The organism is Anabaena sp. CCY 9613 (genome assembly GCF_963920895.1).
In the GTDB taxonomy this organism is placed as follows: Bacteria; Cyanobacteriota; Cyanobacteriia; order Cyanobacteriales; family Nostocaceae; genus Cyanocohniella.
Map to the genome: position 1 here is coordinate 34,344 of NZ_CAWUDE010000013.1, position 12,855 is coordinate 47,198.

The 12,855-nt window shown below is 42.2% G+C and carries 13 protein-coding genes and 1 tRNA gene; 7 read left to right on the top strand and 7 right to left on the bottom strand.

Annotation, left to right across the window (positions count from 1 at the left end; all coding sequences use genetic code 11):
- Nucleotides 1-63 precede the first annotated feature (63 nt).
- The 5 genes from ACM0OT_RS16010 (at nt 64) to ACM0OT_RS16030 (ending at nt 3,650) form a co-directional block, all read left to right on the top strand.
- Nucleotides 64-1,092 carry a VOC family protein gene (locus tag ACM0OT_RS16010; RefSeq protein ID WP_414565359.1) on the top strand — a complete coding sequence of 343 codons (1,029 nt, stop codon included), beginning with the start codon at nt 64-66 and terminating at the stop codon, nt 1,090-1,092.
- Nucleotides 1,093-1,202: 110 nt separating this feature from the next.
- A complete protein-coding gene (locus ACM0OT_RS16015; protein ID WP_414565360.1) occupies nt 1,203-1,745 on the top strand; it encodes a hypothetical protein in 543 nt (180 codons plus the stop codon).
- A 360-nt stretch (nt 1,746-2,105) separates the two neighbouring features.
- Complete coding sequence (locus ACM0OT_RS16020; RefSeq protein ID WP_414565361.1) at nt 2,106-2,849, top strand: hypothetical protein; 744 nt, start codon at nt 2,106-2,108, stop codon at nt 2,847-2,849.
- A 128-nt stretch (nt 2,850-2,977) separates the two neighbouring features.
- Nucleotides 2,978-3,292, top strand: a complete 315-nt coding sequence (locus tag ACM0OT_RS16025) for a hypothetical protein (protein ID WP_414565362.1) — start codon at nt 2,978-2,980, stop codon at nt 3,290-3,292.
- Entirely contained in the window at nt 3,282-3,650 is a 369-nt protein-coding gene (locus ACM0OT_RS16030; protein WP_414544390.1) for a pentapeptide repeat-containing protein, read from the top strand. The genes ACM0OT_RS16025 and ACM0OT_RS16030 overlap by 11 nt, the downstream gene beginning before the upstream one ends.
- 41 nt (nt 3,651-3,691) lie before the next feature.
- Here the strand turns inward: ACM0OT_RS16030 and ACM0OT_RS16035 are convergent, their stop codons facing one another.
- On the bottom strand, nt 3,692-4,507 hold the full coding sequence (locus ACM0OT_RS16035) for a DUF1838 domain-containing protein (protein WP_414565363.1): 816 nt from the start codon (nt 4,505-4,507) through the stop codon (nt 3,692-3,694).
- Nucleotides 4,508-4,710: 203 nt separating this feature from the next.
- Nucleotides 4,711-4,783, bottom strand: a tRNA-Glu gene (locus ACM0OT_RS16040).
- Between the two features lie 417 nt (nt 4,784-5,200).
- On the opposite strand from ACM0OT_RS16040, the gene ACM0OT_RS16045 reads away from it, so the two are divergent.
- The gene (locus ACM0OT_RS16045; protein ID WP_414565364.1) at nt 5,201-7,120 is read left to right on the top strand and encodes a cation:proton antiporter; all 1,920 of its coding nucleotides are present in this window, start codon (nt 5,201-5,203) and stop codon (nt 7,118-7,120) included.
- Here the strand turns inward: ACM0OT_RS16045 and ACM0OT_RS16050 are convergent.
- Together ACM0OT_RS16050 and ACM0OT_RS16055 are read right to left on the bottom strand one after the other, a co-directional pair.
- Nucleotides 7,087-7,731 (bottom strand): cytochrome b N-terminal domain-containing protein, encoded by a 645-nt coding sequence (locus ACM0OT_RS16050; RefSeq protein WP_414565366.1) that lies wholly within the window; start codon nt 7,729-7,731, stop codon nt 7,087-7,089. The genes ACM0OT_RS16045 and ACM0OT_RS16050 overlap by 34 nt on opposite strands.
- A 100-nt stretch (nt 7,732-7,831) precedes the next feature.
- The gene (locus ACM0OT_RS16055) at nt 7,832-8,527 is read right to left on the bottom strand and encodes an esterase/lipase family protein (RefSeq protein ID WP_414565367.1); all 696 of its coding nucleotides are present in this window, start codon (nt 8,525-8,527) and stop codon (nt 7,832-7,834) included.
- Nucleotides 8,528-9,039: 512 nt separating this feature from the next.
- Between ACM0OT_RS16055 and ACM0OT_RS16060 the strand changes: the two genes are divergently transcribed.
- Complete coding sequence (locus tag ACM0OT_RS16060) at nt 9,040-10,440, top strand: hypothetical protein (RefSeq protein ID WP_414565368.1); 1,401 nt, start codon at nt 9,040-9,042, stop codon at nt 10,438-10,440.
- A gap of 110 nt (nt 10,441-10,550) precedes the next feature.
- Here ACM0OT_RS16060 and petJ read toward each other — a convergent pair whose 3' ends face one another.
- The 3 genes from petJ to ACM0OT_RS16075 form a co-directional block, all read right to left on the bottom strand.
- Entirely contained in the window at nt 10,551-10,889 is a 339-nt protein-coding gene (petJ, locus tag ACM0OT_RS16065) for a cytochrome c6 PetJ (RefSeq protein WP_414565520.1), read from the bottom strand.
- A 41-nt stretch (nt 10,890-10,930) separates the two neighbouring features.
- Nucleotides 10,931-12,325 carry a TldD/PmbA family protein gene (locus ACM0OT_RS16070; protein ID WP_414565369.1) on the bottom strand — a complete coding sequence of 465 codons (1,395 nt, stop codon included), beginning with the start codon at nt 12,323-12,325 and terminating at the stop codon, nt 10,931-10,933.
- Nucleotides 12,326-12,403: 78 nt separating this feature from the next.
- On the bottom strand, nt 12,404-12,733 hold the full coding sequence (locus tag ACM0OT_RS16075) for a hypothetical protein (RefSeq protein WP_414565370.1): 330 nt from the start codon (nt 12,731-12,733) through the stop codon (nt 12,404-12,406).
- Nucleotides 12,734-12,855 lie beyond the last annotated feature (122 nt).

The window sequence follows — 12,855 nt, forward strand, 5'->3', positions numbered from 1 at the left end:
CCAAAAAACTCTAATATTTTGGCAAAAGCTTTATTTGTGTTGACCTAGTAATTTTAAATTTGTATGACTCAGGGGCAAGCAGCTACAATTGCAGGCATCTATGAAGTATGTATTGGCGTTCCCGACCCAATTTTTGCAATTCAATATTGGGATAAATTTGGCTATCGTATTGGTCAAGTGGGTGAATTATCCGCAGATGCAGCCTATCAATTATACGGGGTGAATTCTGCTTTACGTTCGATTCGCCTTTATCACCAAAGTGCAGATCATGGTTTGATTCGGTTGATGGTGTGGCAAAATCCCACAAATCAGGGATTAGGTTTAGCATCCATGAAAGTTAAAGGAAATCGCTGGGCAACTACTTTAACGGCTGATGTGTTAACTATTTTAAATCACGCAGAGGATGCAAAAGCTGGAAATTGGGCGATTAAATATACCAATCCTCACTGGGAAGTTATCTACAATAAAGAACGCAAAAGCCGCCCCTTCACCGAGCCTGCGGTGGGGGTGCGAGAAATGCTACTACTGCAACCTTTAACTCGACAAGTTTTATTTCAAAGGTTTGGCTATTCACTGCCGAATTATGGGCAAATCAATAATCATGCTGCTTTCAAAACTAGCCAGTTTACCCACATGGGGATGATTGTGCAAGACGACAGTAAGCAAATATTGAAATTTTATGAAGAAGTTTTGGGTTTGCTGCGTGTACGTGATGATGTCGAAACTAGTTATGAATCTTCACCAGCCGGTCGGGAGATGTTTGACCTCAAGCCAGGAGAAAAATTTATTGTTACTGCTTTTGATGAACCTCGTTCCTCCGCGACTGACTTGATGGCTGCGCGTAGTGGCAGACTATATATAATTCGCTTTCCCGAAGCTATTGATTTAGAATCCCGGTTTGAAGCATCGCAACCAGGCTGCTTAGGGATTTCACTCTACACCTACCGTATTCGGGAGATAGAAGAATATTGCGATCGCATTCAAGCAAGTTCAGTACAAAAGTATACAAATATCGTGGAAAATGAATTTAGAGAAAAGAGTTTCTCCTTTGTCGCACCAGATGGCTACTTCTGGAATTTGCTAGAAGGATAACTGCCATAGCATTGGACATTTTCATTTCTGTCCCATGTTAGCGATCTCAACCCGGAAGGTAGATCGAAATACTTGAATAAGTACCAGTAACTGACCAACAAATTTTGCCAATGAGAACCTGGACTGCAACAGTTGTACTAACTTTTTCTGGGCTGATATCTGGGTTCATAGCTTCTGAGCCTATCAATGCTACTTTGGCTGTAACAGATAACGCCCTAGCATTATCTCATGTAATCTCTCAGTCTCCTATCAGACCAATTACTGTCAGCAAAGCTGAGTTTGGCGTGCTGAGAACTGACTCTCAGGGTCAAGATAGCTTTACTCGTACCAACAGAGTCATCTTAAATCAGACTGGCAAATACGGGTGGCGCATTCAACTAAAGGGTTACAAAGGTGAAGTAACCTGGCGAGAAGTCCTGCAATTGCCAAAACCTCCACAAACATGGGCTACAGAAGATGGTGAAAATTTTTCATTATCTCAAAATGGGATTGAAGCTGTAACGACGCGTACAGAATTCACTTCAGATGGTGTGATTGAAAATTTTTGGACAATCGTTCCCGGAGATCCAAGCGGTAAACATAGAATACAGATTTTTATTGATAACCTTTTGGTTGCTACTTTCGATTTTGAGATTATTTCCTTGAGAAAATAATCAGGCTACTGATTTACAGATTGCATCTCTAAAATTGCTAAATTATTCTCATTTTTGGGTGTAATTTTTATAGATTGAGCATTTTAGAAATAAGTAAGTCGGCGCTAATATTTCGAGCTATGTTACAAAATTTCAATGTAGAGTTTATCGTCGCGTAATGCAACGCACCATCCATCATCAATTCTAGAAATTTTCTCACTTTGATTTTGTGGGAGAGAGGCTAGAGAATAGATGGTGTATTTTATCAACTTCTGGGCTTGTACTAAAATCATTCTCCCTCATCTCCCCTCTCTCCACCAAAATGATCGTTACAGTAAAATTCGCATATTTATATAACTTGGAGATTATCAAAGTTCTCTGATGACAAAACTTTCTCCAAATTTATTTCTATTTATTTTTGTAGTTGTTATTAGTTTTTTAGCTGTATCTTTTTCAGCTTGGTTATCTCCTCAACCATTTATTTTCAAACCTTTTGGACTGGATGATATTATACAGTCACTTCTTTTTTTATTTTTTATTTCTTTATTGTTAGAACGTTTTTTAGAAGTTTTCATTACTACTTGGCGGGGAGATAAAGCTGCACAACTAGATATTATCATTCAGCAACAGAAGTGGTTGATATCCGAAAGAAGAAGATTTATCGCCGAACAAGACCAGCAAAAACCAGTTGATTTTTTAGAATCAAATCAAATTAATGATTTACCACCAGAGGGAGTGAGCTTAGAACAGCATATTATTCAAAAATTTATCCAAAGCCAAAAACAATATAACCCGCAAATCGAAGATTTAAATACAATAATCAATGAACTCAATGAACAGGAACGTAAAAAAATAGCATACAAATCTGATACAAGAATTATTGCTTTATGGACATCTTTATTATTTGGTTTTTTATTGAGTGGCATAGGTATTCGCTCAATTGAGCCACTTGTCGTTATTGATTTAAATAATCCTATACAAATAATTATTTTTCGTTGTTTAGATGCTTTATTAACAGGAGGAGTAATTTCCGGAGGTAGTGAGGGTATTCATAAGCTTATACAGGTATTTATCAATTTTATGGAAGCTACTTCTAGACAAATTAAAAATCAGAGATTTTCTTGAATCAAAACTTTCAATCATGTGTGAACACTAAAAACGCGGGGTTATGCATTCTGCTCGTCAAATATCACTAATTAGTAAACTGCGGAGTATCTTAAAGATAGAGGTTTGACAATTGTTGAGTAGCAATCATGAATACACAGGAATTCCTGCGATTGATTGAGAAGCAGCGCTCATGCCCCCAGACACTACCAAAAGCGCTGCAAGCAATGTGGTACGAAAAACAAGGTAATTGGGACAAAGCCCATGAAATCGTCCAAAATGCCAGTGATGCTGATAGCGCCTGGGTTCATGCCTACTTACACCGCCAAGAAGGTGATTTGAGCAATGCCCGTTACTGGTACAAAAAAAGTAATCAGCCAGAATTTTTTGGGGATATTAACCAAGAATGGGAAGAGATTACATCTTGTTTATTGCAAAAGGCCAACACAAATCATGGATGCTGAAGAACTGAAGCGACGTTATGCTGCTGGAGAGAGATACTTTCCAGGAGTCAATTTAATTGCAGCTAAACTGATAGCAGCCTACTTACCGGGAATTAATTTGTGGGGTGCAGATTTGAGTGCGGCTAATTTAGCTAAAGCTAAACTTTGGGGTGCAGACTTAAGTAGAGCTAATCTAGCCAAAGCAAATTTGACTAAAGCAAATTTGTGCGGTGTAAAACTGCATGAGGCAAATCTCAGGGGAGCCAAACTTAATTTAGCCAAGTTGTATGGAGCAGATTTAAGTGGGGCTTACTATGATGAAAGCACAAAGTTTTCTAGAGGTTTTGACCCCCAAAGTAAAAACATGCAAAAATTTTAACTGCATACTTGTTTGCGTTTACTCTAGGGATACTACTCTAATTACAACTCCTGTTTTTCAGGCAACGGAAATATATCACCAGCTAAATAAGCCGGAAAATGCTTTTGAAAATAGAGCCAAGATGTCATATCTTCCCCATCTAAAAAAGCTGTTGGGGCTTGCTTGTACACAGGAACACGGGTATTAATTTCATCTTGAAGTAACTGGGGTAATTCAGTAAAACCATTGACTTTACTACCAGATGCACTGTAGATGAGATAACCCAGGCGATCGCCCATCTTCATCCAGGGCAGCCATTGACCAATTCTATCCCAACTAAGTCTGAGTTGAGACACAGAAACCAGTTCTGAGTTAAATAAATCGGCAGTGGGTACAGCTAGTTTGAAAAGTTCCGTCGCCTGATATGTGGGATATGGACTATATTCAGCAAATTTGGCATCTTCTGCCAACGGATTAGGATATGTGGGAAAAATATCGAAAACAAAGGTTGTCGTATCTCCGTCCACTTGGGCGGGGAACTTGCCTGCAAACTGTCCCTGCACAGGATTATTAGCAACGTGCATCACAGGCACCATTTCACCTGTCCAGGGGTTTTCCCATTTCCTTAAAATCTCATTTGTCTGTGGGTTCAGGTAATAAGTCAGTTCCCTAGAAGTAAAATCCCAACTACCCTCTGCTGTGGGAATACATCTACTAACGCTGACTCCTGACATTTTAAATAAAAGTTTTCTCTTCTCGCCAGGAATAAAGCTGTAAATCTTACCTGTCCAGATCAAAAATGTAGATTGGGTAGGGTCAAGGGAAGATCGAGTTTTCACCCATTGCAAGGCATCTAATTCTTGGACTTGGGCAACCATAGCTTGTCTCCTTAGTCATTGGTTATCCCCCTCATCCCTTTCATCTTCCTCACTCCTTACACCTATTAGAAACTAGGGACTGGGATCTAGGGCAATGCGGACAGGGGACTGGGATTTTTGATATATAACTAATCAGCCTCATCTAGATGCATAAATGTCTAGAAAAGGCTGATCAAAAAAGTAATTTAATTTTATCCTTGAAATACCCCCAGGGGAATTCGAATCCCCGTCGCCTCCGTGAAAGGGAGGTGTCCTAGGCCTCTAGACGATGGGGGCGTAAGACTCAGACCTTTTATAAAATAACGAATTTCCCCATTGATGTCAACAACTTTGCCAAAAAAAATTTTAGTAGCTCAAATTGGCGGCAAGATATTATGCGACTGCTGATTTTTTCTAGTGCTGATGAACAATCTGTGTCGATAAATTTGTGCCTTAAGTACACAATGCCGCAGCATAGGCAGCAATTGATTTAGCTGTGAGATTTTTTTTTGTGTTTGATACTAGCAAGTAGTTCCCCCTCAAAAACCATGCAATGTAGCAGCAAACGTTGCAAAATAGAGTAATATACGAAACCAAATATGAAAAAAACTCTGAACTTAGCTGGGGACAGAGGATGTGATGTTGTACTCTGTAGAAGTAATATTTACTATTCTTTACAAAGGATTTTGAAATACATAGCTCAAAATCTACAACATGGAAGCATCTTTTGAAATCACCCTCCAAATGGTGAGCGTTGTTGTTGCAGGTATTAGCGCCCAAGTGCTAGCTGCATACTTTCGCTTGCCTAGCATTGTTTTGTTACTGTTATTAGGTATTGTGCTTGGCTCAGATGGGCTGGGCGTGTTGCATCCTCACATGCTAGGTACAGGGCTGGAAGTAATTGTTGCCCTAGCAACGGCAATTATTTTGTTTGAAGGCGGACTCAACCTGGATTTGCGAGAGTTGGGCAAAGTTTCTGTGAGCTTGCAATTGCTTGTGACTCTAGGAACATTAATCACACTCATTGGCGGTAGTATGGCAGCCCACTGGCTGGGCGAATTTCCTTGGAATATAGCTTTTCTCTATGCCTCTATCGTTGTGGTTACAGGGCCCACGGTTATCAGTCCCCTGCTCAAACAAATTAATGTAGATCGACAAGTAGCGACAATCTTAGAAGGGGAAGGAGTTTTAATCGACCCAGTGGGAGCGATCCTTGCCTTTGTGGTTTTAGATACGATTATGAACGGCGATGCCGACCCCGTTAATGCCATCGTCGGGTTACTAATGCGTTTAGGAATTGGTGGAGCCATTGGTGCTGCTGGCGGCTACTTGATGAGCTTGATTTTCAAACGCGCCAATTTTCTGTCATCCGAGTTAAAAAATTTGGTAGTATTGGCGATTCTTTGGGGTCTGTTTTCGTTAGCACAGACGATCCGCAGTGAATCGGGAGTCATGACTACAGTCATCGCCGGTGCAGTGTTTGCCAACTCTTCGGTGCCAGAAGAACGCTTATTACGGAGTTTTAAAGGGCAACTGACAATTCTCAGTGTCTCTGTACTATTTATTCTGCTAGCGGCTGATTTATCCATTGCGAGTGTGTTTGCCTTGGGCTGGGGCAGTTTATTTACTGTTTTGGTTTTAATGTTCGTTGTGCGCCCGATCAACATTCTCTGCTGTACTTGGAACAGTGACTTGAATTGGCGACAGAAATTGTTTTTAAGCTGGGTGGCGCCTAGGGGAATTGTTTCGGCATCTGTGGCGTCTTTGTTTGCGATTTCGTTGACACAGCGCGGGATTAACGGTGGTGATGCTATTAAAGCTTTGGTCTTTTTGACAATCATCACAACTGTGGTTTCCCAAGGGTTAACGGCTGGCCAAATTGCTAAGTGGCTACGCATCACCTCTGAGGATGTTACAGGGGCGGTAATTGTCGGTTGTAATCCCTTGAGTTTGTTAATTGCTCGCTTCTTCCAGGAACGGGGAGAAACAGTAGTGATGATTGACACTGACCCGGAACGCTGTGCAAAAGCGGCAGAGCAAGATATTCGGGTGATTTCTAGTAGTGCGCTGGAAGTGAGTGTTTTGGAGGAAGCTGGATTGGCTTCTTTGGGAACTTTTTTGGCGATGACCAGCAATGGTGAGGTGAATTTTGTTTTAGCTCAAAGAGCAGCTGAAGAATTTAATCCACCCCGTGTTTTAGCTGTTTTTCCCCGTGACCCTCAAACTAATTCCAGTTCTCAGAATAAAGTTCACCAAGCCTTTGCTACAGATGTAGGAATTAAGACTTGGAATGAATACATTAATGATGGCAGAGTGAAATTAGGGACAACTACAATCAATGATGAGGAACTTTCTAACCAAAAAAATCGCATTCAGGAAAAGATTCGGACTGGGGAATTAATTCCACTGCTGGTAGAACGAGCAGAACGCTTACAGGTAATGCCAGCTAATCAAGAATGGCAAGTAGGCGATCGCATTATTTATTTATTGCATGACCCCAGACCTAATCTGTTAAAACGTCTCTCTGGTAGTAGCCAATCAACTCGCCTGGCTCTGGAAACTTTACCAGAAGTTGAAGAAGTTCCATTGGCAAAATTATCTCAATTGTTCACCAGTGAAGCATCAGAAAGTTGAATTTGGGCATCTGTGGCGGCTTCTGCATACATTTGCTGTTCTTGCCAGATCAGGGCAGATAAATGTACCACAGCCAAAACAATGGCAATCACCGAAATAATATAACTATTGATGGTGTAAAGGTGTTCCACAGTGATGGTGTTAATGGCTCCACCACCTGTGAGAATATCTCGGAGTTGTCCACCGACCAAAGGAATGGCTTCAATGGTTCCTAGTTCAATGCTAAAACGCCAGTATCCTTCTTGAGTCCAGTCTAAAAGCATGGCTGTCCAATCTAAGGCGATGGCACTGAGAGTAAACAAAATCCCACTAATCCACGCAGCCAGCCAACTTTTACTAAATTGCCGACCTAAAAACATCACCACAATTTGAATTAGGGCAACTACAATCATGGCATTACCCGCCAGATCATGGGTTCTGCGGAATAACCAGCCGTATGGTATCTGTGTATTAATCGTTTTCAACGATCTATAAGCACCACCTGCTGTTGGTTCGTAGTAAAAAGAAAGTAAAATTCCCGTAGTGATATAAATCAAGCACAGAGTGACAATTGCCACTGCTAAAACCGTCGCTAATCGTCGCAAAATTCGATCAAACTGGGTGCTTTGCATAATTCACCCCTCCTGTTTGGAGTTAAGTATGTATTTTTATTACGATCTTAACCAAGAAATATTAATATATTTTACTTTTCTCAGAGAAAGATAAAATTTTCTAAAGTAAATATTGCATCCAAGCTTGTAATGGTTCTGGTGAGCCATACCAAATACCAGGACTTCTAGGAGAATGTCGGACTCCAGCAATCACAATGTTTTCTGCCCCTTCTAGATGAGCGGCGGCAATGGGTGTAATCCCATCACCCCAAGTGTTACCTTGACCACAGGTTAATTGATAACTGCTGTAAGCTAACCAACAGCCAGGTTTTCTAGCACCAAAGATGGTTTTCCCGGCGACGCAAACGTAACGCACGTCTTTGTAAAATGCCCCAGGGTAGTTATTGGTGACAAAATCCAGATTCCAGCGAGTCCAACGTTCTTGGCTCATATGGGGTGTACCTAGAGTAATTAGGCTAGCCACCAAAGGATAAGCTTTCCAGCAGGAGGATGTTACTTGATCACGGGCTGCATAAGGCTGTTCTCCCAAATAAATCCGGGAAATCCAACCTCCTGCTGAATGACCAATTAAGTTGACTTGAGAGGAGTGATGTTGCTGTAACATCTGTTTTACTGTGCGGTCAATTTGCTGCACAATCGGTGTTACAGGTCTGCCACCAATAGTAGGTAACCAATCACGCCTCCTGAGAGGTACTGTGATTGTGGGGATACCCAACTGTAAAAGAGATTGTTCTAGTTGACAGTAGGCGATCGCAGTTTCTAAATATCCAGGCACAATGATTGTAGGTAATGGCATTTTGGCAGAGAAAGAGGTAGGGCAAGGAAAAATAAGAAAGCAAAAGGGATTGCCAGGTAAACAGCAAATTTCGCTACATTTAGCGACTTAGTTGATGTGGTAGAATCGAGTTTAACTATATTCTGTTCTTAATAATCAGCTGCATATCCTCTAGAGGAATGTGACTGAAGAAAAGATAGTCGGCTAATAGATCAAGCAACACTCAACAGACTTATAGTTATACATTCAGACTGATGCGATCTCCACCAGTGGCAACTATCCTAGATTCCAGTCCGCATTGTGCAACTCCTCATAGAAACCGCAATTCAACAGAATCATTTTCCAATACCTCTTTAGCAAGTGCAATTTTATTGATTGCTTCACTGAAAAATTAGAAACCTGAAATCAGCCTATACTGTCGTTTTTAATTACCAGCGTAGGTAGTTATGATTTTAGAGAGACGCATCTCTTGTAATCAAGATAAAATTGCTTTGCTAGTCAACTGCAACCGAGCCGAGTGAACGATAACAGCTATGACTTACGTCTCCCTGCTAAAAAATATACCAGAAATTTTAAGCCAGCCCACTGGGATAGCAGCTCTAGCCTCTCTTGGTATTCATGGGGCTATTGCCTTGATTGTACCCTTGATGCCTGTGGATTCTGAGCAATCTCAAAAATCAACATTACCAAAGTCAGTCGGTATCTTGGAATTAAGCCAAGCTGACCAAAACCGTCTGCCACAAACACCAGGTACATCCCAGTCGCCAGTTGCTCTGCAACCACAATTACCAGTACAACCAGGATTTTCCTTCCAACCACAGTTGCCCATGCAGCCGCAACAGCTGCCGCCAAATCTGGATACTCAAAGAGCGACATTGCCACCTTTGCCACCATCGCTGTATAGGCAGCAGCCATTGCCACCAATTGTCAGGCCTAACATTTATCGCAATCCCTCTAATACTACGGCTTCTTTACCTGAAAGACAGCCTGCGGCTACACCTCCAAGGGAAGAATTGCAATTTGATAATTCTGGTTTCAACGCTGCTGATAAAAAGTTCACCCCATCAGCGCCTGTTTTTAATGCCGATGAAATTAGAGTAGCCGTCCAACCACTACCTGTAAACAGGCTACCACAAGTAAATGCGGCGGCAAGACCTAATAACTTACCAAATACCCTACCACCTGTCACAGCGACTACTCCCACACCTCCAACCCCTCAGCCTAGTAATAATGCAGCGCAAGTTGCCAGAAATCAGGCATTAATAGCGCGTATCCAACAAACTCCACAAGCTGGAGATGAACTAAACCTAGCTAATGAAAGTATCCCGAAATGGCAGCAGGGTTCTGCACCTAAAACACCTGAGTTGCCCTTAGCGCCAGTCAATGAGCCACAGACTGAACAAACACTAGTAGCTAAACTCACCTCATACGAAGACTTGAGAGCAGCAATTCAGCAAGAATACCCCGGCGCCACACAAAAAGCAGTTATTCGAGAAACTGTGGCGACAAACAAGCCCAGCGCTGAAGGTACAGTTTCGGGTTTCTTGGTGATAGATACTGATGGTAAAGTTTTAGACATTAAATTCCAAGACAAGTCGGTTTCTCCGGAATTGCAAGTCAAGGCCAGAGAATATTTTAATACTAAGTCTCCCAAGGCAGATCAACAAATTAGCAGTTATCCATTTAACCTGCGTTTTGAAAACAACGGTAACACTGCTGAGACTACTCCACAGCAGAAACCCGCAGCGGTTAAACCAGCACCCACGCCAGCTGCTAATGTCCAACCATTGCCCGATTTCCAAATCAGAACTGAAAGTCCAGCACCTGCGCCAGTTGTGATTCCCCAAACATCATCGGCAGAGGAAACCAATGGAGAAGGTAGTGAAAAACTTATACAAAGGTTGCGTCAATCGAGAGAACAAAAACAAGAATAAGGAATGAGGGAATCGGGAGTCGGGGACAAAGGCAAGGTTTCATGTCCAGTCCCCATTACCCCTTTTGCCCCTGATCCCCAGAGGGGGCCCCGAGTTCCCCAGTCCCTCTTTCACCAGCCTTGTTCGGCTTTTTGGAAAATGTAAGCACCTACTTGTAGGATTTCCTCAGTAGTTAACTTGTTTTTAAAGGCGGGCATAGCATTTTTGCCATTTTTTACTTGACAGATAATTGCCTGAATAGAGTCACTGTTGTAATTATCCAGATATTTAGATAATGCCTCTTTTTTCAAGGTTTTCTGGGGAATGAGGACGTTACCACCGCCTATATGGCAAGAAGCACAGTTGGCGTTGAAGATTTTAGCAGCGTTGACTGTTTCGGCAGCTAGGGCGGGGGGAATAACTGTTAATTGCCATAGAGCAAACAGTACTATTAACAAAAATCTTCTCAATATATTTTCCTCACAGCCAACCTCCAGCAACTGAATATCATTCAAGTTTCTCCGCCAACTACTACATTCCGAATTCGCAGACTGGGACCACCACAACCTACAGGTAAGCCGTTCTGTCCACCTTTGCCACAACCACCGGATTCATCCCAGTAAAAGTCATTACCGATGGCTTCAATATCTGCCAGGGTTTGAAAAACATTACCGGAAAGCGTCACATCCCTGACTGGTTCAGCAATTTTGCCGTTTCTAATCATCCATGCTTCCCCAGCACTAAAGGTGAACATTTCGCCATTAGTCATGCCACCTAGCCAATTACGGGCATATACTCCGGTTTTTATACCTGTGAATAAGTCGGCAATTGGCGTTTTTCCGCGCTCAATCCAGGTGTTTGTCATCCGGACAATGGGGTTAAAGTGATAATCAAGACAACGAGCATTGCCTGTAGGTGTCTCATCTAATTTGCCTGCGGTTTCCCGTGAATGCAAGCGTCCTACCAAAGTGCCATCTTTAATTAGTTGGGTAGTGGTAGCTGGTGTACCTTCATCATCATAAAAATAGCTGCCGCGATGTCCTTCTGGGGCTGCACCATCAAAAATTTGTAGTTCTTCTGGGCCAAATCGCCGGCCAATGGTCATGACTTCTAGCAAGTCTGGGTTTTCGTAGGCCATATCGGCTTCGGAAAGATGTCCAAAGGCTTCGTGAACAAATAAACCCGTGAGAATTGGGTCAATTACCACGGTGTAGGTATTGCCTTTGACAGATGGTAGCGATAAAGCAGCGATCGCTCTTTGGGCTGAACTGACAACTTGTTCATCTAAAGCAGTTAAGTCTTCGTACGCGTTGCGAGAACCAGTGGTTTCCCTACCGGTTTGCACAGTTTCACCGTTTCTGGCTGTGGCGGCAAAGCGCATTTCCATATCTACCCAAGATTGCTCAATTAGAGTACCTTCTGAGGTGGCAATAATCACTTTTTGAGCGCTGTCACCGTAGCGGACTGAAGTTGTGGTGATGCGATGGTCAAAACTTTTGAGTAAATCAGTATAGCGATCGCATAATTCTTTTTTCTGCCACAGGGGAATTTTTCGGGGGTTAGTACCTGTCAGGGGTAGTTCGCAGATTGCTTGCACTGGGTCAATGGGAGCTAGTAAAGTTTCTTCATCACCAACCATCCGGGCGGCGGCGATCGCTTCTTCCATACGCTCTTTAATTGTCCCCAATTGGTTAAAACTACTTAATCCCCATCCACCTTTATAACAAGCGCGAATGTGGCCACCAATGGAAATGCCTTCACTCAGAGTTTCCACCTTGTCGCCGCGCAACAAGATATCAGTCGCTTCTGATTGTTCAAGGCGAATCATCAGATAATCTACACGCGATGAGTAGCCAGTGATGAGGTCAGATAGTAAGTTTTGGACGTCAGCAAGTGTAGTCGGCATTTTTAGGTAGTCACCATGTCGAACTCCATTTATTTTGCAATTAATTGGGCCCTATATGCCAGCGCCGTGTAAATTCGTTCAATTATTGCCAGTCTCGGAAAAATAGATGGCTATAGATTGAGGATTTTTTTCAACCACCACAGGCTCTCCCCTGACTGCTCCATGAGTAAGAGTACAAATTTTATACACATTTTCACAATCAAAGATTGCTAAAACTAACTCTTTTCCTGTTAGGTAATGAGATGGTAAAGTTTTTCCTACCTCACATTCCACATTCATCTGTTGATCATGCCAACGTAATTTCCAAATCCGCTTTTCAGTAATTGGTGCTTGGGCAAACTTAGCAATATTTTTATAGACATCTTCGGCTCTAGTATGGTCGTTGGCGGCGGGAATAAAAAATTGCATAGATTTTGGGAATAAGGAATATGAATTAAATAACATGCAAGTCTAGTTTTTGACCTCACCCCGCCTTTGACTTGCGTCAAAGTCTCCCCTCTCCTTGGTAAGGGGGTTGGGGGTGAGGTTCT